The organism is Streptomyces silvisoli (assembly GCF_029269905.1).
Lineage (GTDB): Bacteria > Actinomycetota > Actinomycetes > Streptomycetales > Streptomycetaceae > Streptantibioticus_A > Streptantibioticus_A silvisoli_A.
Genome location: NZ_JARJBC010000041.1, coordinates 1 through 21,725 on the forward strand (window position 1 = coordinate 1; position 21,725 = coordinate 21,725).

At 69.6% G+C, this 21,725-nt stretch carries 12 protein-coding genes; 8 read left to right on the forward strand and 4 right to left on the reverse strand.

The genetic code is table 11. The features are described from left to right. Positions 1–496 precede the first annotated feature (496 nt). The 8 genes from P3G67_RS34635 to P3G67_RS34670 all read left to right on the forward strand — a co-directional run bounded on the left by P3G67_RS34635 (position 497) and on the right by P3G67_RS34670 (position 12,770). Complete coding sequence (locus P3G67_RS34635; RefSeq protein WP_276097051.1) at positions 497–1,123, forward strand: hypothetical protein; 627 nt, start codon at positions 497–499, stop codon at positions 1,121–1,123. 37 nt (positions 1,124–1,160) lie between these two features. After that, positions 1,161–3,836 (forward strand): DEAD/DEAH box helicase, encoded by a 2,676-nt coding sequence (locus P3G67_RS34640; RefSeq protein ID WP_276097052.1) that lies wholly within the window; start codon positions 1,161–1,163, stop codon positions 3,834–3,836. A 234-nt stretch (positions 3,837–4,070) separates the two neighbouring features. Then, positions 4,071–6,074 (forward strand): PE-PGRS family protein, encoded by a 2,004-nt coding sequence (locus P3G67_RS34645; protein ID WP_276097053.1) that lies wholly within the window; start codon positions 4,071–4,073, stop codon positions 6,072–6,074. 269 nt (positions 6,075–6,343) lie between these two features. Then, a complete protein-coding gene (locus P3G67_RS34650) occupies positions 6,344–7,867 on the forward strand; it encodes a Mu transposase C-terminal domain-containing protein (protein ID WP_276097054.1) in 1,524 nt (507 codons plus the stop codon). Beyond that, the gene (locus P3G67_RS34655) at positions 7,857–8,633 is read left to right on the forward strand and encodes an AAA family ATPase (RefSeq protein ID WP_276097055.1); all 777 of its coding nucleotides are present in this window, start codon (positions 7,857–7,859) and stop codon (positions 8,631–8,633) included. Before P3G67_RS34650 ends, P3G67_RS34655 begins: the two co-directional genes overlap by 11 nt. Beyond that, positions 8,633–9,676 (forward strand): hypothetical protein, encoded by a 1,044-nt coding sequence (locus P3G67_RS34660; RefSeq protein ID WP_276097056.1) that lies wholly within the window; start codon positions 8,633–8,635, stop codon positions 9,674–9,676. The genes P3G67_RS34655 and P3G67_RS34660 overlap by 1 nt, the downstream gene beginning before the upstream one ends. Positions 9,677–9,899: 223 nt before the next feature. After that, entirely contained in the window at positions 9,900–11,522 is a 1,623-nt protein-coding gene (locus tag P3G67_RS34665) for a hypothetical protein (protein ID WP_276097057.1), read from the forward strand. A 477-nt stretch (positions 11,523–11,999) separates the two neighbouring features. Continuing rightward, a complete protein-coding gene (locus tag P3G67_RS34670) occupies positions 12,000–12,770 on the forward strand; it encodes a TniB family NTP-binding protein (RefSeq protein WP_276097058.1) in 771 nt (256 codons plus the stop codon). A 44-nt stretch (positions 12,771–12,814) separates the two neighbouring features. On the opposite strand, the gene P3G67_RS34675 is transcribed toward P3G67_RS34670, so the two are convergent. Genes P3G67_RS34675 through P3G67_RS34690 form a run of 4 tightly spaced genes read right to left on the reverse strand, consistent with a single transcriptional unit; the run spans position 12,815 to position 21,639 of the window. Beyond that, entirely contained in the window at positions 12,815–13,879 is a 1,065-nt protein-coding gene (locus P3G67_RS34675) for a phospholipase D-like domain-containing protein (protein WP_276097059.1), read from the reverse strand. Beyond that, on the reverse strand, positions 13,876–15,690 hold the full coding sequence (locus P3G67_RS34680) for a hypothetical protein (protein ID WP_276097060.1): 1,815 nt from the start codon (positions 15,688–15,690) through the stop codon (positions 13,876–13,878). Before P3G67_RS34680 ends, P3G67_RS34675 begins: the two co-directional genes overlap by 4 nt. Next, complete coding sequence (locus P3G67_RS34685; protein ID WP_276097061.1) at positions 15,674–19,234, reverse strand: helicase-related protein; 3,561 nt, start codon at positions 19,232–19,234, stop codon at positions 15,674–15,676. Before P3G67_RS34685 ends, P3G67_RS34680 begins: the two co-directional genes overlap by 17 nt. Next, positions 19,231–21,639, reverse strand: a complete 2,409-nt coding sequence (locus tag P3G67_RS34690) for a DISARM anti-phage system protein DrmE domain-containing protein (protein ID WP_276097062.1) — start codon at positions 21,637–21,639, stop codon at positions 19,231–19,233. Before P3G67_RS34690 ends, P3G67_RS34685 begins: the two co-directional genes overlap by 4 nt. Positions 21,640–21,725 lie beyond the last annotated feature (86 nt).

Here is a 21,725-nt window from a genome sequence, read left to right on the forward strand (position 1 = left end):
GCGGGTACCACATCGCTGCGCGATGTGCAAGCGAACACCCGTGCTGCGCACGGGTGTTGCGCTCTCGCTCCGCGAGAGCGCTGGCGGGTGGCTGCGCCACCCGCACAACCTCGGTGCTGCGCACCGAGGTTGACAGTCCGTCCGCTTCGCTCCCGGACTGGGCGGGGCTTTGCCCCGATACCAGGCCTCCGCTGCGCTCCAGCCTGGCCAGCGGGTCCGCTGCGCTCCCCCGCCTGACGGTCCTTTCGGCTGCGCCTCCAGGACCGTTGGGACCCGCTGTCGCGGGCCGGGCTGGCTACGAGGGTGGGGGTCGCTCGTTCGTGTGGGTTCTAGTGTACCGCGTGCATCAGGTTGATGCAGCATGTACCTTTGGCGAAAACACGGGACACCCTCCAACGGAACCTTCCCGGAATTTCGAGAGGAACGACCGCAGATGACCGGTCACCACGAATCTACCGGACCCGATCCCGCGCTGAGCAGCGATTCTGTGCGCCGGGTGAGCCAGTATCAGACGGCGGGAGTGAACGCCCGGTTGAAGGTGTTCGCGCTCCTGGAGGCGCAGGGCGTGCCTGCGAGTGAGGCGGACGACCTGGTGGCCGCGCTGGAGGCCGGGGCGGTCGCCGGGGCGCAGTGCGAGGTGGTGGAGCTGGGTGGCATGGCGCCGGCCTCTCGGGGTGCGGTGTTCTCGGACGGCTGGGATGACGGCGTGACGGCCGTGAGCGAGGCCCTGGTGGGCATCGCGGACCGGGAGTGGTCCCGGCGCGGGGGCCGGTCGGCCGGGGCTGCTGAACTGGCCGCACACATTGCGGACGTGAGGCAGCGTGAGCGGGCCGACCTGGTGCGGCTGGAGAGGTTCGTCCGGGAGTCCGTGCTGCCGGGCACTCATCCGCACACCACGGCGCGGCGCCGGGTGCTGGAGGCGCTGGGTGAGGCCGGCGGTCTGTGCACGGCCCGGACGCGGAACGCGGACGGGGATGTCGTGGTCTGCACGCTCGATGCCGGGCACTACGACCCGGACGACAAGCCGCCGTTCAAGGACGGGAAGCCGGGCGGCTGGCACAAGGCGGATGCGTCGATCTGGAACGACTTGGGCGCGGCGTGCATTCCGCACGCGGCCCTCTGAAAGACCACGGGAATTGACCGCTCGGGGAGGCATGGAAATGTCAGCGATTCAGCTCAAGGAACACCAGGTCGATCAGCGCTCCGCGTTTCGCAGGTGGGTGGGATTCCCTGCAAGGTCATCTGTGCCCCCGCAGGGTGCCCGGGGCACGATCGTGTCAGCGACCGGCTCGGGCAAGACGATCACGGCCGCTGCGTGCGCGCTGGAGAGCTTTGCGGACGGCCGGATCCTCGTGACCGTGCCCACCCTGGACCTGCTCGTACAGACCGCCCAAGCGTGGCGTCTGGTGGGGCACCGCGCCCCCATGGTCGCGGTGTGCTCGCTGGAGAATGACCCGGTCCTGAACGAGCTGGGCGTGCGCACCACCACCAACCCGATCCAGCTCGCCCTGTGGGCAGGGGCGGGGCCCGTGGTCATGTTCGCCACGTACGCCTCCCTCGTGGACCGCGAGGACTTCGACGACCCGCTGGGCCAGGGACGCGTTCGCGGACCGCTGGAGGCCGCTCTGGCGGGCGGAGAGCGCCTGTACGGGCAGCAGATGGACGGTTTCTCGCTCGCCATCGTGGACGAAGCCCACTCAACCGCAGGCGATCTTGGCAGGCCCTGGGCCGCCATCCACGACAACGCCCGTATCCCGGCGGACTTCCGGCTCTACCTCACCGCGACCCCCCGCATCCTCGCCGCGCCCCGGCCCCAGAAGGGCGCGGACGGCCAGGAGCTGGAGATCGCGACCATGGCCGATGACCCAGAGGGCACCTACGGCGCGTGGCTCGCCGAGCTCGGGCTCTCGGAGGCGATCGAGCGCGAGATCCTCGCCGGGTTCGAGATCGACGTCCTGGAGATCCGCGACCCCTCCCCCGTCATCGGTGAGTCCGAAGAGGCGCAGCGCGGGCGGCGCCTGGCGCTGCTGCAGACCGCGCTCCTGGAGCACGCGGCGAAGTGGAACCTCAAGACCGTCATGACGTTCCACCAGAAGGTGGAGGAGGCCGCCGCGTTCGCGGAGAAGCTGCCGAAGACCGCAGCCGAGCTGTACGTCAACGATGTCACCGACGACGACCTGGCCGCCGCCGACAAGCTGCCGAAGTCCTCCATCGACGCGGAGTTCTACGAGCTCGAGGCAGGCCGCCACGTCCCGCCGGACCGGGTGTGGTCGGCATGGCTGTGCGGCGACCACCTCGTGACCGAACGACGGGAGGTGCTGCGCCAGTTCGCCAACGGCATCGACGCGGCCGGGCGCCGGGTGCACCGCGCCTTCCTCGCCAGCGTTCGCGTCCTCGGGGAAGGCGTCGACATCACCGGCGAGCGGGGAGTCGAGGCCATCTGCTTCGCGGACAGCCGCGGCTCCCAGGTGGAGATCGTGCAGAACATCGGCCGGGCGCTGAGGCTCAACAAGGACGGCAGCACGAAGGTCGCGCGGATCATCGTGCCGGTGTTCCTGGAGCCCGGCGAGGACCCCACCGACATGGTCGCCAGCGCCTCGTTCCGCCCCCTTGTAGCGGTCCTCCAGGGCCTGCGCAGTCATGATGAGCGCCTGGTCGAGCAGCTCGCCTCCCGCGCCCTCACCAGCGGCAAGCGCAAGGTCCACCTCCAGCGCAATGAGGACGGGCAGATCGTCGGGGCCAGCGGCGAGGGTGAGGGCGAGAACCAGGAGCAGGACGACACCGACGCGGCTGCCGAGTCGACCCTGCTCCACTTCTCCAGCCCGCGCGACGCGGCGACCATCGCCGCGTTCCTGCGCACCCGGGTCTACCGGCCCGAGTCCCTGGTGTGGCTGGAGGGCTACCAGGCCCTGCTGCGCTGGCGGGCGGAGAACGAGATCACCGGCCTGTACGCCGTTCCGTACGACGTTGAGGTCGAAGTCGGGGCGACCAAGGCGTTTCCGCTTGGGCGGTGGGTGCACCAGCAGCGCAAGGCGCTGCGGGCGGGCGAGCTGGAGGACCGGCGCAAGGTCCTCCTGGACACGCCGGAGGCCGGGATGGTCTGGGAGCCGGGCGAGGAAGCCTGGGAGAACAAGCTCGCCGCGCTCCGGTCCTACCGGCGGGCCACCGGGCACCTCGCACCGCGTCAGGACGCGGTATGGGGCGAAGGCGAGGCGATGGTGCCCATCGGGCAGCACATGGCCAACCTCCGGCGCAAAGGCGCAAAGAACGGCCTGGGCAAGGACCCGGAGCGGGCCGCCGTACGCGCAGCGCAGCTGACGGAGATCGACCCGGACTGGAACTGCCCGTGGCCGCTGGACTGGCAGCGCCACTACCGCGTCCTCGCCGACCTCGTCGACGCCGACGGCCACCTGCCCCACATCGCACCGGGCGTGATGTTCGAGGGCGACGACCTGGGCAAGTGGCTCGCGCGGCAGCAGGAAGCGGGCACCTGGACTCGACTCCTCCCCAAACAGCAGGAGCGGCTGACCACGCTGGGCGTACAGCCCGCTGCGGCCTCGCCTGTTACCCCGGCAGCCCCGCGTTCTGCGAAGAGCCCGAGCAAAGCCGAGCAGGCGTTCCAACGGGGCCTGACGGCGCTCGCGCAGTGGGTCGAGCGGGAGGGCGCGAACCGGCCGGTACCCCGCGGCCATGCTGAGGAAATCGCGGTCGACGGCGAGACGGAGGCGGTGGTCGTGAAGCTGGGCGTATGGGTCTCCAACACCAAGTCCCGGCGCGACAAGCTCGCCCAGGAGCAGCTGGACGCGCTGCGGGAACTGGGCATGCAGTGGGTGTGACGCCGACCGTCAGTGGGGAGTCCCTACGGCCGACCAGATGCGCGAGCACCACCGGGTGAGTGAGCGGCCCGCGGCTCTGCTGTTGGCGTTTACGGCACGCGGCGAACGAGACCAGCGGCGAGCCACTGCACGAGAGGGGTGGCGGCCAAGTGGACCGGCATCTGCGCTTAGTTGGTGTGTCTACTCATCCGTCGTTGGAGGGGAAGGAATCAGGGTCGGGCAGGATGAGCACCCATGACGGGTGGGAAAGACAAGCTGATGGAGATGCTGCGCCGCACCGGGCTGCACATCGCGGGTGACTGGAAGACCGAGGAGGTAGTGCCGCCCCGAGCCGCGTGGCGCCTGGTCGTCGCGGGAGAAGCCAGGCCGACCGTGAGTGTGAGGGCAGACCGAGCGGACCTGGTCGCCGAGCTCAATGCGCAGTGGCACCGGCTCGGGACCGAGAGCGGGATCTTCGGCGGGGATGGTGTCTTCCTGATCGACGTCGCGGGCAACTGGACAGGCTGCGCGCCCAGGCCTTGGACGCGGGTGCAGCTCACGGAGCAGTGGGACCTCGCCGGAGTTTTGGGCGAGCGGCCCGGGCAGCCGGAGTTCGTCATCCTCTCGATGGACGGGGACACCCTGCTGGGAGTGACCACTGAAGAAGACGAGGTATGGCTGATCGTCGTGGACCACCTGCGAGAGCGGCAAGAGGCAGCCGCTCGGGCGGCGGCCCAGGAGAGCCCGCGGGAGCGGGCAGCCGCTTGGACATCGCTGTTTCAGGGGCCGGGGTCTTCGGAGAGGGTGCGTGAGATGTGGGCGCACGGGCTGGCACTCAACCCGGCCGCCCCCGATGCTCTGCGTGCCCGTCTCCTTGGTGTATCGCACTTCCTCCTGTGGCGGCGTCTGCCTGCGGCGGTCGTCGAGGCGGCCATCGTCCACCCGGATGGGAAGGTGAGGCAGTTGCTGGCCGAGGCCCAGCCGGGCCTCACAGCGGAGCAGTGGACTCGTCTGATCCTGGGCGAGCGGGAATCCCGGCCCCGCTGGGTCCTCACCCTGCTGGCGGCTGACCAGCGCGCCGAGCTCACCGACGCCGCGTACGAGCAACTCGCCGCGGACCCTTCCGTCCGGGTCCGGGAAGAGACAGCTCGTCTTCGCGGACTGCCCGTACGGATACTGACCGCGCTGGCTGGCGACGACGATCCCTCTGTACGCGCCTCAGCCTGCCAAAGGGCCTGGCCTCATCTGGACGGCCCGGCCCGGCGCAAGCTTCTGAGCGATCCTTCCGGCAAAGTGCGCATCGAGGCGCTGTTGCGGTACCACCGAGAGCACCCGATGCCCCGTTCGGTGTTCGATACCGAAGGAGTCCGAGAGCGCGCGGTGGAGTCCTGCCGCCTCGAACGCGGCCTCGCCGAACACCTGGTCCACCACGGAGAGCCGGCCCAGCGCAGCTCTCTCGCGGGCAACCCGCACCTGGACCCGGACCTGGTCGGACTTCTTGCCCAGGACCCTGACGAGAACGTCCGCTTCGTGGTGGCCACACGCGCCGACATCACCGAGGAGCAGCGGGCGGGCATCCCCATCGACTTCGACCCGCGCGGGCACTACTACCCGCTCGACTGGGTCATGGCACTGCACGAGGATCCCGGCGCCATGCGCCGCCTGGCCGCCTCCTCCCACCCCCTGATACGCAGGAGCGTTGCCCGGGCCCGGCACCTCCCTGCGGACGTCGTCGAACGCCTTGCCCGCGACGACGACCGCGTCGTCCAGCTCTTCCTCGCGGAATCCTGCGACGACGCGCCCGCTGACATGCTCCTGCGGGTGTGGCAGTGGTGGACCGGCAGCCTCAGTACCCCCGACCGCCCTCACGGCCACCCCAACTTCCCCCGCCGCGACCTGCTGCGCTACGCCAACGACCCGAACGCCAGAATGCGCCAGCTGGCCTTGGACGACCCGGAGTCCACGCCAGAGCTGGTGGAGACGTTCAGCCGGGACAGCAACGAGGAAGTACGGCACCGGGCCGCGTCCGACCCACGCCTTTCGCCCGCATCAGCGGTCCGGCTGCTCGACGACCCGCACGAACGTGTCCGCTACGCCGCCGCCCTGCATCCAAGGCTGCCCGCCCGGGTGATAATCCGGTTGCTGCGGGACGCCGACACCGCACAAACCGCGGCCCGACACCCCGCCCTGCCCGTCCCCGTCATGGAACAGATGCTCCAGCGGATCCAGCATCCGGCCCCGGTCGCACCAGGACCGTAAGAAGCCGCCATGCCTCCGGGATCGAGAGGGTTGGGCTGCCGTGCGGCCTCGCAGGCGGGCCGGCTGTATCGGATGGCGATGGTTGCTGTCAGTCGTATGCCGATTCCGGTCAGTTGGGTGCCGAAGGGCTGGGATACCTGGGACCAGGACAGCAGGCCGTGCTGTCCCGTACTCGGCGAGAGGGGCCGCGTGTGCCGGGAAGCCGTGGCGAGCATCAGCAAGACAGCCCGGAGGCCGTGTTTCCGCCGGTGGCGGGCCGGGCGGCGGCAATGCCCCGACTGCTGGATCTCGACAGCCGCGGTGAGCTGAGCGCCGCGCATGTGCGCCTGGTGGCAAAGGCGTTGGGGAAGTCGGAGCGGACGGTGTGGCGGTGGCTGGCCGCTGCCCGGGACGATCACCGCCTCGCACGGGTGGAGGCGCCCCATTTCACGGTCACCACGGAAGTCCGGCGGCTGCTGGCGCTGTGGGGCGGTAACGCCTCCCGGGTCCACGCCGAGCTGGTACAGCGGGCGGCCGACGATCCGAACGCTCCCGCGGTGCCCTCGCTCTCCACGTTGCACCGGGCGATCCGCCGGGACCTGACCCGCGGCGAGCGGGCCGGGCTGAAGAGTGGGGAAGCCGCCCGCCGTGCTCACGACGTGTTCGGGCAGCGCCCGCCGACGCACCGCAACGCGGCGTGGGAGGGCGACCACAAGCATGTGCCCGTCGAGGTCGATGTGGAGGGCGAGCTGGCCACACCGTGGGTGACCTGGTTCATCGACTGCGCCACCAAGGCGATCACCGGGGTGGCGGTCACCGCGCACGCTCCGAGCCGGGACGCGGTGCTGGCGTCCCTGCGGATCGCGATCACCCGCAGCGAGCCGTTCGGGCCGGTGGGCGGGCTGCCGGGTCAGATCCGGGTCGATCGCGGCAAGGAGTTCCTGTGCGCGACGGTCACCGCGGCGATGGGCGCGCTTGCCGTCCCCGTCACCGATCTGCCCGCCTACAGCCCGCACTTGAAGGGCTCGATCGAGGCGCTGAACGACGCGGTGGAGGAGATGTTCCTCGTCTCGCTCCCCCGCTACACCGGCCGCCAGAAACTCACCGGTGGCCGGCTCGCCGACCCCGACGCTCCGCCCCTGACCTACGAGGCGTTCGTGGGGCTGCTGCTGGACTGGGTGACCTGGTGGAACACCCTCCATCGTCCCGCCGCGCTGAACGGGGAGACCCCCCTCCAGGCGTGGCAGGCCGACGCGACACCGCTCACGGATGTGTCCGCCGGGCAACTGGCGACGTTCGCCCTGGAGGACAACGGCCGCACGTACACGATCAGCACCAGCGGGGTGCGGTGGCGCCGCCGGGACTACCTCGCCCCGTGGATGAACGGCCGTACCGGCACCAAAGTCTCGGTACGGCACCTGCCCCACCACGACGACACCATCGAGGTCTTCGACGCGGCGACCGGACGCCATCTCGGGTCGGCATTCCTGGCCGCTGCGGCAAGCCGGGAGCAGATCCGCTCCGTCCAGGCCGCACGGACCGCGGCCGCCCGGCGACTCAAGGCCGATCTGAAAGCCGCGGAGAGGCTGCGTCGGCGGCGCTTCGAGGCCTCCACCACCGCGGCCCCGCCTCGTCCACTCGTCTCCCCGACCTCCGCGCAGGCCGAAGAGGAACTGGGAGCAGCGGCGCAGACGGACCGCCGTGCGCTGGCCCGTCCCGACTTGGTTCCGCACGGCCCCGCACCCGATACCTGGGCCCGCCCCAGGCCCCCGCGCACACCCACTCGTGATGAGGACCAAGCTGATGATCGCTGACCTGGACTACGGGCTGCTGCCCGACGAGAGCGAAGACCACTTCCTGGGCCTGGAGCAGGCCCAGTTGGTCGGCACCGACACGCTGCTGACCACCCGGGACAACATCGAGGCCGTCATCGAGGCCAAGGCCATGATGTGCGTCTACGGGCCGGCCGGATCCGGCAAGACAATGTCGGTGAACTCCGCGCTGCGTCATCTCGCCCCGGACATCACCCACCGCCTGGAGCTGCGGGCCGGACCGACCCCCAGGGACATCCGCCATGGTCTCTTCCAGGCGCTGGGGCTGCCCGGTGAGCCGCCGGCCCGCCCGATCGAGTTCGACACCCTCCTCAAGGAGGCGCTCGCCGAGGAGTTCCGGGTCCTGGTCTGTGATGAGGCGCAGTGGATGAAGAAGACCGGGTTCGAGTTCTGGCGCCACCTGTGGGACGACAAACGCACCAACATCGCCGTGATCTTCGCCGGGGGCGACGGCTGCTACAAGGTCCTGCGCCGCGAACCCATGCTGGCCTCCAGGATCTTCATCTGGCAGGAGTTCACCCGCATGTCCAAAGACGAGGTCCGCGCCACGATCCCCGCATTCCACCCCGTCTGGACAGACGTGGACACCGCGTTGATCGACGCGATCGACAAGCAGGCCGCCCACGGCAGCTTCCGCAACTGGGCCAACATCACCACCCACATCCTCTCCGGCATGAAGAAACTGAACCTCAGACAGGTCGACGAAGACCTCGTGCGCTGGGTCTACAGCAAGATCGGCGGCATGTAGTGCAGGTCGGCGTCCTCCCGGCCGTCACTGTCCTCGTCGACAAAGACGACCACCCCAGCTGGACGGCCGCCGCGCATGCAGCACACGACCCAGTCCTGGGACGTCTGACCGTCGACCCCAGCCCTGCCAACGGAGCACCCGCCGCCCTCGCCCACGACCTGCTCTACGCCCTGGGCAAGCGACTCCCCCAAGGCGGAGAGACGTACGGGACGTGGGCCGACTCCCAGCGCCCCGCCTTGGACGCGGTCGCCGCCTGGATCCTCACCCACCGCATCGGGCATCTCATCGTCTGCCGCACCGACCACCTCACCACCGCCCGCCAGCAACAACTACTCGCCCTGCGCGAACGCTGCGGCATCCGCCTCAGCCTCCTCTGGCACCGGCCGACCGGCCCCGCCCTGAGAACGCTCCTCGAACAGACCCCGTACCGCCTCGTCGACACCCTCCCCCAGGCCCGTGCGGTCCTGGACCGCACCACGGGCCACTCACCGGACGGCACGCGAAGCGCCGGACAGCAAGCGACCACCGGACCAGCCTCCAGCCCGGACGACGCGCAGTGGATCACCTCCCCGGCGTGGTCGGACGGCGTGGTGACAGACCGTCCGAAACGCGCCGGGTGCCCAGGCGCGCCCGATCTCACCTCCACGAAGGGCGGCGCACCGCCCGCCCGGAGGCAGAGCCGCACACCAGCAGACGTCCTCGCCGCCCGGCTGAACACCGTGGCGCACCCCCTGCACGCCACGGCCCTGACCATCCACGCAGTCACCGGGGCAGACATCAGCAGGCTCGCGCTGATCCGCGGAATCGACATCAACGAAACAGCGACCGCCGTCAAAGTCCACGACAGCACGGCCCACCGCAGATGCCGGCTCTACCCCCTCCCCACCTGGGCGCGCTGCCTCGTACGCACCGCCGGCATCCACGGACAGCTCAAGGACCGTGCGCCGGACAGTCCACTCTTCCCACTCATCACGGCCCAGGGCGGCGAACAACTCCGCCTCACCGCAGCAGGAATCCACTACACACTCGGCCACCACCGGTAGAAGGCCACGATGCCCCGCCTCCCACAGCCCCCGACACCCCGGCGCATCGCCCGCACACTCATGACCAGTTGCAACGCGCTCCCCGCTGTACCAACCTGCGACCAATCGACCCGCATCAACGCCAAAAACGTCAGCACCAAATCGGCATCCCTGACAGCAGCCGAGTCACCCACGACAACCCACTGAACAGCAGAGAGTTCGATACTCACCCACTGACATCACGATGCCGAACCCCACCGACAAAAACCCGCAGATCATCACTCTGGCCTCCACCCCGCCTCTGCCTCACGGCGGGCGCGAGCCTGTGCTGCGGCCGGGGCAGGTGACCCAGGTCGACACCACGCCGCTGCGGATCCTGGCCCGCGGTGACGACGGCCGGCCCACCGCCACGGAGATGAGCTCGCTTATCGATGTGTCCAACCACAGCGTGTGCGCGCTGATGATCACCCCCAGCCGTGCCGGGGACGCCGAGCGCGGCAGGGCGACCCGGGCGATCGACCTGACCCTGATGCTGGCGCAGGCCTTCGCACCCTGGCCGGTGATGCCCGGCTGGGATCCGCTGAGCGCGGCCGCCGCGTCCAGCTTGCCGTTCGGGGCGCTGCGGGCAGCGGACGAGCGGTTCACCGAGGCCACCGCCGCCCGCCCGGTCATCCGCCCCGAGCTGATCGTCTACGACCAGGGCAGCCCTTATGTGAGTGAGCATTTCACCGAGGTATGCGACCGGCTGCGCATCGCCCGCCGCCCGGCGCGCAAGAGGACCCCGACCGACAAGCCGCTCGCCGAGAACTTCTTCACCACCCTCGCGCACCGCTTCAGCCAGCACGTGCGGCACGGCTGGCAGGGCCGCAGCCACAAAAAACGCGGCCGCGGCATCGACCGCATGCCTCTGTTCACGATCGCCGAGCTCCAGCAGATGGCCGAGGAGTGGGTGGCCTTGGAGTACCAGCAGACCCCCGATGCGGGGCTGCGCGACCCGTTCCGGCCCCATGTCGTGCTGCCCCCCAACGACATGTACGCCGTCCAGGTGGCCCGCAGCGGCTACCGGGCCGGGCTGCTCTCCCCTGCCGAAAACCGCTTCTTCCTGCTGCCGCGGTGGGTCACCCCCGGCAAGGGCGGCTTCATGATCAACTATCGGACCTATCAGCCCATCGCGCAGGACGCCGGGCACTACCGGGAGATCCTCCTGCGCGGCGGCTCGAAGCTGTCCGGCGCAGGGGGCAAGTGGGAATGCCGCTTCAACCCCTACCGTCCCGAGCGGGTGTGGCTGTACGACCACACCGAAGACACCTGGGTGACCTGCGACTTCCGGCTACGGCACCTGCTGAACGACCCGTGGACCGCGGACATGTGGCAGGAGCACGCCGAGCAGCATCGCGCGGCCGGCGGCAGTGAGCAGGACGAGGAGGCGATCGCCCTGTCCCTGGCGCAGCGCGACCGGCGCCGCCGCAACCGCAGGCCGCCGCCCAAGCGCACCGGCGCGGAACCGCCCTTCCAGGGAATGGAGTTGGAGACCGAACAGCCGCCCCAGGACCCCTATGCGGGCCTGGAGGAGTTCGACCTGTCGACGCTGCGGCCCTACCCGGCGCAGCCCATCTCCCCTCTGGCTCCTGCGCCCCTGCCAGCGCTGCCCGCGGGCACGGGCGGCTCGGAGCCATCGGCCAGCGGGCAGACTCCGCATCCGCTGGCAGCACTCTTCCCCAACGACGGCGACGGCAGCCCGCCGGAGGCCTCCGCGGCCGGAGCACCGGCAGCTGCCTACGAGGTCGTCGAGGCGGAACTCCTCGACGACCTCGATCCGGACGGTGATGACGGTGACGAGGACGAGGGCGACGTATGGGAGATGTAGGCGACCGGGGACAGGAGCCGTGAACGACGCAGCCGCAGGCCGGCCCCGGGGGCGGAACAGGCTTCCTGGCCCGGAGCCGGTCTGCCGGTGTGAGCCAGGACCGTGACAAGAGAGAAGCATGATGAAGGCATCCGTCGAACTGCGCGCCAAACGTGAAGCCCGTCTGCGTCAGCAGCTGAAGGACACCCCGATGCGGCCCCTGCCGCTGTTCCAGCTCACCGGCTGGAACCGCTTCGTCGACGAGAAAGTGGATCCGCCCGTCCTGCCAGCTGGCAGCAGTCCCACTACCGGCAGGAAGAAAGACGAACAGGCCATCGCCTACCACCGGCATCTGCGGATGGTGCCCACCGACGCGATGACCCACATGCAGGAGACGGTCGTCGAGGCGCTCCACCGCAACAGCGGGTGCCGTGACGGGCTAATGGACCATGTCATCGACGGGCCCCGGGCACCGGCAAGACCTGTCTCCTGCGGGCGATGGGACGCACCGCCCAGAAGGAGATCGAAACCGCCACAAACGGCAGGCAGCAGAACACGATCCCGGTGGTACACATCACCACCCCCGCAGACCCGGAGCCGAGGGTGAACTGGGTCTGGGAGATCGGCTCTTTCCTGGGACTCAACCCTGAGCCGAAGAACCTCACGGAAGTCCTGGAGATGCGCAGACACCAGGACGTGACCCTGCCGGTCAACTACGTCCTGGAGACCGCACAGACCCGCCTGCTGCTCATCGACGACATCAACCGCGCCTCGCCGCAGCACTTGGCGAACGTGCTGCCCTACTTCGAATACCTGCGCGACAAGCTGGGCATCTCCATCGTCTTCTGCGGCACCGGCGCCAGCCACCGCCTGCACCAGGCCCGCATCCTGGCCCAGGACCTGATCCGGGTCAGCGAGGAGAACAAGGTACGGCTCGAACAGGCGGGACGGCCGGCGACGCCTGTCTCCCCCTCACCCACCGAGCTGCTGCCGGTGACCTGGCTGCACCCCCTGCCCCTGGGCACCAAGATCGAGGAACAGGAGGTCTTCCGGCGCGTACTGGCAGGCTTCGAGGCCGACCTGAGCCTGTACCGGCTGGAAGAACACGCCCTGAGTCAGCACGCCGCCGAACTGCACCGGCGCACCGGCGGCTACTTCAAAGCCCTCACCTATGTCATCTCCACCGCCGCCGTCGTCGCGATCCGCAGCGGCAGCGAGAACATCACCATGAAGGAGATCGACACCGCAACGGCCCAACTCGGCCCCTGAATCGAGCCGGAGCGGGCAGCAGGCCGTTCGCCTCGTGTCACGAACTACCCGGTGGATCCGGTTCCGCCGTCGCCTGCACGGGCACCGTCTGCCGGCACGTTGGCGTAGTCGACGCCGGGAAAGAGACGGATGCGGCTCTCAGCGACGCGGACTCTGGCTGGCCGCGGAGCGTCGTCCGAGAGGCGGCACAGCACGTCCGCTTCACGGCGGCCGTCCCTAGTGGTGTGCCAGGATCGCAACTGGCCGAAGCGACGTTTCCCGTCGGCGATCTCCACGAGGACGAGCGGGTCCGGTGCGCGTCCCGGCCCCTCGGTGACCTGGGCGAAGAAGCCTTCCTGGCGCAGCCGGGTGCACAAGTCCACCAGTGAGGATGCCTGGGTGCTTCCCAGTTCCATGCCAATCTCGAAGTGCTCCTGAAGACCGAGGGAAGACAGGTTCGCGCTGCCGAAGTAGCCGGTGGCGCGGTCGGCGACCACGAACTTGGCGTGCATGATGCCGGGGTTGGCCCCGGTCCACCAGTACAAGGACGTTCTTCCGTAGTCGGCGCAGTCTTTGACGAGGTCGTTCAGCGGTTGGGCCCGGCTGCTCGGGTCGTGGGCGTAGAAGTGGACGGCGACCTGGCGCTCGGCGACGGCGGGCAGCAGAACCTCGCGCAGCAGGTCGCAGCCGTGGCGGTTCCAGAAGGGGCCACCGATGTGAAGTTCACTGTTGGCCCCGGCGATAACGTCCTGGACTAAGAGGTCCAGGCGTCGGACGGGAGGCGCTACCAGGTGGGCGGCTGCTCGGGGGGTGGTGAACACCAGGGGGCGCTCGGACGGTGGCGCTGCAGGCGGTGGGTCAAGGCCGTCCAGGACGTCCAAGAGCACCTGGAGTTGGGAGAGACGGGCAGGGACGAGCCCTGCGTGCCGGCCTGAGCCCAGTAGGCCGCACTCGACGGCGAGCTGGCGTACGGCGGTAGCGTGATCGTCTGCGACCCCGTGCACGCGGAGGGCGTCAAGGGTGTCGGCTCTGGCGATCTCCCGTGTCCATTCGGCGGCTGCCGCGTAGCCGCCCGCGAGGCGCTCCAGTAGCTGGGCGAGCGGGACGAGCGGTCGCAGTTCGTCGGTCATGTGTGGCTCGAGGCGGCCGTGTGGCGGAGGAACTCTGCGGCGAGGCCCCGGTCGAGGTCGTCGTTGAACAGCCGGCAGCCGAAGGTGAGGTAGACGCAGCGTTCGCAGCAACGTGGTGAGGACTGATGGCACAGCGGGTCGTTCTCGCAGCTGAGCACCGAGTCGGCGGTGCTCTCCAGCCAGCTGAGCACGCGGTTGCTGAGCAGGGTCCACAGTGATCCGAGGGTGAACTCGCGAACGTTGTCGGCGTAGATGGCGACGGTGAGCGCCTTCGTGACGACCCATTCGGCGAGCGTGTTCTCGGCCAGTCCTACTTGGCCGTCGTCCAGGGACCGAAGCAGGAGGTGACCGAGGGTGTGGATGACCGTGTGCACGGTTGCTGCCGCGCGGGCGGCCTCCGGGTCGTCCAGGTCCGTGAACAGTTCCAGTAGCCGCTGGCGGGCCGCCAGTTCGTCTTCGGCTGCCCCGGCGGTGAGTCCTTTGGCGTTCAGGAATGACAGGACGGAACGTGCGGAGAAGGTGACCAGGAGGGCTTCGGTGTCCGATGCTGCGACGTAGACCGGGTACTTTCCGTCGTGGTGGTACTTGTTGTGGAAGCCGGTCAGGACGCCCCGCTCGGGCTCGTGCTCTTCTCTGGTGTAGCCGAAGGCGACTTTGGCGACGGGGAACTCCCAGGTGACGGCGATCTCTGCGATCCCCAGGGTGTGGGCCTGCTCGCGGGCGCGTTCCGTGGTCTGCTGGGCCAGCCGGTCCTGGAGCTCGGCGAAGCGCGCACACTGGTCGTCGAGGGTGATGCGCTGGATCTGGGCGGGGTCGAAGACGGCTGCGCGTTCCACGAAGGGGCGGTCTGCACCGAGCAGTTCCCACCGCGCGTTGTCGGCGTCCTTGTTCGGAAGAGCAGCCAGGCCGCTCTCCTCGGGGCCCATCATCCTACGGAACTGCTCGATCTCCTCCTCCCGCACGTGCATCTGGCGCAGTAGCTGTTCCCTCTGCCGCCATTCCTGCGGGGACACGCGCGTTACGGTGACGCCCTGGGAGGCGTCGCCGATGCCCTGCGCCAGGGAGTCGATCAAGTTCAGGTAGTGGGCGGCCGCGATCCGGCCGCGCTGGGGGTGGCGCTGGTACTGCCGGAACTCGGAGTTGTCGATGTTGACGAGCTGGAGGGCGTGGACCTGGTAGGCGCGGGTGTCGTTGAACGTCCTTGCCCGCATCATGGCTCGGCCGGCGGCGTCCTTCCATTCGCAGCCGCAGGGGGACTGCGAGGTGCCCTGGAGCTTCGCGCCGCCGCAGCCTGGGCCGACACAGCGCCAGAGGGCGGTGACGAAGCTTCCCGTGTTCTCGAACACGATGTGGTCGTAACCGTGCGCGGGAACACGGCACTTGGGCACGTACATGGGGCGGACGCGTCCGCAGTTGTGCGCGCTGAAGTACGGGAGTTGCCGCAGCTGTGCGCCGCAGGTGCGGCACCGGGGGTCGGCCGCCAGTTGCTGGGCCTTCACGTACGTGCGCACGCGGCGGCAGGAGCGGCGGACGCATTCGAGGACGAGCGGGAACACCTCGAAGCGGACGAGGTCGGGACTGACCAGGACGAAGTTCTGCCGCAGTCGGCCCTGCGGCACGGGCAGGGCGGCTCTGGCGTCCTCGCTCCAGCGCTCCAGGTAGCGGGAGATCTCGTCGTAGATGACGTCTTCGTTGAGCTTCTTGACCACGTCCCCGTCGACTGCCTGGACCCTGCCTCGCAGCCGCTGTTCATGGCGGAAGACGGCACCGGGCAGGAAGGCGGTCATGGCCTGGCTACGGCTGCGGTTCACCCTCGCCCCCCTTGCTGTCGGCGGTGTTGGTGGCGAGCGCTTTGAAGGCGTCCTGGCTGCTGGTCAGTGACTGGAACGCTGTGCTCTTGTCGATGTCGCGGAAGCTGGTGAGCGGCTGTTGGAGGAAGAGGTAGGCGGTGCGCTTCTCCTCTGCGCCCTTGTTGAGGTTGGGCCGTTCCTCCTGCCGCCAGGTGTCCATGATCCGCTCAACGAGGTCGTTCTCCAGTCCGCGGCCGTTGACGCCCTCCACGCGCTCGCGGTAGCAGGCTGGGATGCGTCGTTCCAGCCAGGGGTCGAGGAGTGGTCGTTGGGCGCTCCACCAGCGCTTGAAGTCTTTGGAGTAGTCGGCTCCTTCCGGTGGTGGCTTCAGCGTGGGGTCGCGGGCGGCATCGTGGAGCAGCGCCAGCACGATGCCGGGCAGGGTGCGTCGGGCTGCGAAGTAGGCGTACTTGTTGACGGGCACGGGGGTGACCATGCGGTCGAGCAGGCGGTGGTAGCTCAGGAAGTTGGAGAACATGGAGCGTTCGCGGCGCGAGACGGGGTCGTAGACGGTGACGACGAGGCCTGCGTGGGTTCGCCCGGCCCGGGCGGTGACCTGGATGTAGTCGGCGGCGGTCGGCGGCATGCCGGCCAGGACCAGGAGGTTGAGTCGCTCGAGGTCCACCCCGTGGCTGAGCACGCTGGTGCCGACCAGGGCGCGCAGCCGCTCTCCTCGTGGGGTGTCCAGGTGCTCGCGTTGGACCCGGGCGATGGCCGCAGCGAGGTCGGGGACCGGGGCTTCGCCGGTGAGCACCGCGTGCTCGACGCGGTCGAGTCCGGCGTGCTGCAGGTCGTCGGAGAGCTGGCCGAGCTCCTCGTCGAGCTGGGTGCCGTGCTGCTTGCTGTTCACATAGGCCAAGGAGACCTCGTAGGGGAAGAGGAGCCGTGGGAGGTCCGAGTCGGGTAGTCCGTGCAGGGCGAGGCGCTCGCGCAGGGCCTTGGGCTCCTCCTGGAGCCGGGCGATCTCGGTGAGGAGCTCGCCCTGCACGATCGCGGCGACGTCGGCTTTGCGGCGCTTGTGCGGGAGCACTCCGATGTGAACGCGCCGGAAGTCGGGCCGGGTCGTGGTGTAGAAGCTCTCGCCGAGTGTCCATCCCGGTGCGGGGAAGGCGCGGGGGCGGCGGCCGTAGAGCTGGCGGAGCTGGTCCTGGTACTGCTCGATGGTGGCGGAGGCGCCCAGTACTTTGCTGGGCAGGCCGCTGCCTGCTCCTGACTGGAGTTCGGCGATCATGCCTTCGTAGTGCGCGTTGAACGCGCCGAGTTCCTCCTTGAGGAGGTGCATCTCGTCCTGCACCGTCAGTGCCGGTACCGGGTCCTTGATCGGGCGGGCGGCCGGGTAACCGCCCTTCGGCGCGGTGCAGTGGTCCGACCCGGTCAGGCAGGCTTTGAAACGCGGGAAGGAGAAGTAGCCGTGCTCGGCGCAGCGGTGCCTCGGTCCGTGCTGGAACGCGGTGAACTCGGGGAACCAGCTGTGCCCGGTGAGCTTGTCGACGGTGGAGATGACGATCGCGGGCAGGGTGCGGTAGACCTCGACGTCGCTCACGTGCAGGGGCAGGATCCGCTGGCAGGCGGCGCACTCGTGGTGCAGGCGGACCGCGTTGGTGTCCAAGCGCAGCCGTACGCTGTCGCGCTCGCAGTAGGGGCAGGTGATCACGAGCCGGTCGCGCAGGTGGTCTTCGGCGAAGGTCCCCGCCCGGGTGGCGGCGGCCTCGGTCTCCCAGCCGCGCCACCAGCCCCCATCCCAGTGGAGGTCGTTGGGGCTGCCCGTCCCACCGGCCAGGTAGCCGAGCGCGAAGGGGTCGTCGTGGGGGGATCCGATCCGGCGTTCGGCGCGGAGTTCTTCGGCGGCGATCAGCATGCGCAGGGTGCGGTCGAGTTGCTGCACGCTGAGCATGCGCAGCGGGAAGCGCAGCCAGGCGGTGACCCCTGCGTGCTTGCCTCGCAGCCGGTCGTAGAACAGGGCCGTGAGGATCAGCCCCAAGTACGCCTCGGTCTTCCCCCCGCCCGCGGGGAACCACAGTACGTCGGTGTGGTCGAGTTCAGCGCGCAGGTCCGCCCGCTGCGGGTGTTCGCGCACGGCGAGGGCCGGCAGGTGGGAGACGATGTAGACCAGCTGGAAGAGCCGCCAACTGTCGTATGTGCGACGGTCGTTGACGCGGGCGAAGACCTCGTTGGCGAGCCGGAAGGCGAGTTTGAGGTTCGGGTCTAGGTCCAGGCACTCGCGGCCGAGGCCGAACCGCCTGGCCTCGTCGTCGAACCGGGCGCGGTCGGCTTCGATGGCCTTGTGGTGCGGCAGTTGCTGAGCGGCACGGCAGGCGGTGGCGAACTCCCGGGAGTAGCGGGCCATCGCGACCTCGACGGAGTCCAGGATCGGGGCTGGATCGTCGGCGAGCTCACGCCACCGCGGGTGCCGCACCCCGGCTTGGCGGGGCACGACGGTGCGTTGGACGTGGACAGGCAGGGTCTCGGTCCGCAGACCGGTGCCATGGGGAACTGCTGCGCAGCCGGTGCCGCGACCGATCACCTCCGCCAGCGCCTCCAGCCGGTAGTCGCGGGGGGCAAGGTGGAAGCGCTGAGGCACGATGCTGATGCCGTCTCCGGGGAGGACCGCGAAGCGGCAGTCGTACACGGAGAGGTCCTGCCAGTCGCTCTGCGCCGTGTCGCTTTGGTTGTGCAGGGAGACCCGTATGAGGTGGTCGCCGCCGTCCAGGGCTTGAGCGTGCGCGGACAGCACCAGCTGGGGTGCGCAGGGGGCTGTGTCGCGGTCCAGCACTGCCGCGAGGTGGCGGTGGAAGGTCTCCTCGTCGGCCATGGCCTCTGCGGGAAGCACGTTGCGCCTGCGCCGCCCCTGGCGGCTCTGCGGTCCCGCTGTGAGCGGGCGACGGGCATCAGGGCCGGCGAAGTGCGCGTCCACCGCGCGGCGGACCGCCCGGTCCAGCACCTGCTGGGCCTCGCTGAATGCCTGCGGATCGACGTCGCCTTCCTCAAGCGGTACTTCGATCACCAGGTCGGGTACGTGAACGTCATGGCGGCGCCAGACACCCAGCAGCTCTCCTGGCCGGGCCTCCGCGCCGGACGGGCCTCCGTCGCCGCGCAGGTACTCCAGGTGCTCGGCGTAGCTGGCGATGTCCTCCAGGTACAGGGCGAATTGGCAGTAGACAGCGAGTTGTGCGGTCTTACGACCGGGGGCGGTGCGCACCCGGAAGTCGAGTGCCAGAACCGGGGGCGTCTGTGTGCCGCGCAGGGATTCGACGGGCCGACGGCTCGGATCGGTCGTGGCGTCGCCTGGTGCCGGGGGTTTCTGCGGCGGGACCGCGACGGCAGGCAGCACTCCGACGACCACGTGGTCGCGTGGCGTCCACGGCGGTTTGTGCGGGAGGCCGCTGCGGTCGGCGAGCCTGTCGGCGAGGACCTGCGTCAGGTGGTCGATCAGCACCGTCTCCCGCTGGTTGTCCGCAGCGCTGTCGGGGTGGGGCCCCAGTGGGTTGTCGGGAGCATCGATCACGGCGCCTCCTGTGGTGAGTTGCTTGTGCTGCGGGAGCCTGGTACGCGGCCCAGGGCGGAAGCGGACACGCTCTTTTGGCCGCCGAGGCGGCGGACGACGACCAGCTCGAACTCCTCAAGAACCTCCGAGACGTCGATCCCGGAGCACAGTGTCTTCAGCTGGCGAAGCGCGGGGCCTTCCGTGCCCCGTGCGGCCTCGGTCATCGCTGCTGCCGCGGTGTGGCCCAGCGCCCGGTGTAAACGGCGCAGTTCCTCAGCCATGCGGGCCAGGCGCTGCCACGTGCCTCCTGCGGTCAGACGGGTGTCCCGGGCCAGCAGGGCGACCCGGTGGATGTCTTGCGGATCCTCCGGGGCGATGACGCTGCCGTCGGCCCATTTGCTCACCGCCTGCCATGACGAGACCTCGCTCCCGAGGTGCTTCAGGGCAGTGAGCACGTCCGGCCACGACCCTCGTTGCTCGTACACGGTGGTGATGGCCTGGCGGAAGAAGCCGATCACCGTGTCCATGGCGGTCACTTCGGCGCTGTCGTGGATCACCATGACGAGCCGGTCGTGGAGTCTGGACTGCCCGTCGCCGCGTGCCCGCAGTAGCCGACTGCCGGGGGTGAGCGCGGTCACGGGCACCCTGGCGTAGCGCTGGCCTATGAGGACGTCGACCTGCTCGTCGCTGCGCAGCCAGAGCACTGCCCCGTCGGGTTCGGTGAGCACGGCCGTGGTCGGCACTGGGTCGTTTGCTGCCGCTGTGGCGCTGCGGCCGGGGTCTGCTGGGGTGCCGATGGCCCTGACCGAGGCGTCGTAGTCCTCGAAGAGCGCCGAGAGGTCAAGGGTGAGCCGGCTATCGCGCTGGGGCGGCCCGCCTGATGCGGAGGATGGTCTGGAGAGGTCGACGGGGCCGTACGCGACGGGTAGCGGGGGCGTCACCGGCTCCGGTACCCCGCCCAGCCTCAGCACCGCGGCGGTCTGACGTATCTGCTCGTGCCAGCCGTGCAGCGCGCGGCCGGCCGAACGCTCCAGCCAGGTGTACTCGCTCTGCTCCACAACGGCGACGTGTTCATCGGCAGCACCGGAGAACAGCACGCCGGTGCGTAGAGTCGAGGGGACACCGAGGTGAAGCTCGAGCCTCGGCGAGGCGTCCCAGGCCAGGCGTTCCGAATAGGGCATCACGTGCAGCGCGTCGGCTCCCCTGCTGGCGGCGGGCCCGGGGCGGGGCGCCAGCAGCAGGGAGTCGGCATCGCTGCCGAGTTCGTCGGCCAGTTCCTCGGCGACAGCGGCGGCGGCGGAGCGGGAGCGGGTGCGGACGAGGATAGGGACGCCTGCCCGGTCGGCCTGTGCCCACGCGATCAGCGCAAGCAGCAGGTCTCGGCGCGGGTTGCCGTCGTACAGCAGTTCATACAGGTCCAGCACACCGCGCCGAAGGTCGGGCCATTGGGTCTCGCGGAACAGTCCCCACGGCCCGGCCCGCCCCTCCAATGTCCCGCGAGACACCGACCGGGCCAGCGCCCGTGCACCTCTGCCGTGCCCCATCAGCACCCGCCAGGCGTCTTGCTTCCCGATCGAACCCCAGCTGCTCCACAGCAGGTTGAGCAGACGCACGGCGTCGGCGATCGGCTGCGGCCAGGGCTCCGACGTGTGGACACGCCGTGCTGCGACCACACCGGCCACGACCGTCCGATGGAGCTCGGCGAGCTGGTCGTGACGGTATATCGCCGCGCTCGGCGCGGCTGCCGGGCGGTGGGTGAGGAGGGCGTTACTGGTCAGCGGGCCGTATGCGGGACGATGCCCGAGGGTGTGCCGCACGTCGGCGCGCAGCGCGGGAGTCCACGGCCACTGCGTCCAGGCCCGGCCGCTGCCTGGCTGGGTGCCCAGGTCGGCCACGGCCACGACGCGAGCGGCGTCGTGCTCGCTCGCCCAGGCCAACGCGCGCTCCCAGGACCGGTCGTTGGCCATACTGGTGCGGTCAATGACGACGGTGCCGACGCTGGTCCCCAGCGAGGGCCTGCCTAGGGCGGTGTTGAGGTAGAACAGCCCCGAGGGCGAGTCGACAGCCCTCGTGATCTTTCCTTGGAGATCAACGACCTGCCCGTCACCGCGGATCCTCTGCATGCGCAGGGCTCGCGAGAGGTTCTGCCTGCCGATCGCAAGCTGTGCCAGCCGTACGGTGACGTTAGTGCGCAGTCCGACCACGACCACCGGTCCGTCAGGGACCGGGCAGGGTGATCCGCCGGTCAGCTCTGCCCCACGCCGTATGAGCTGAAGGTAGATCCCGATCAACACGGCCAGGTCATGCCGCCCGCGCGGGAGGCCCAGGTACACGCTGCGTTGATCACTCGATAACGCGCGCAACAACAGGGTCAGGGTGGCACGGTCCAGCGGGCCGAGATCAACGGTACGGCCGCGGTCCGTCATGCGAAGGACCTGCACGCGCTCGAAGAAGTCGGCCGGGCCTGCGTCGGGAGGGACGAGACAGTCCAAATATGTCACGCGCGCCATCA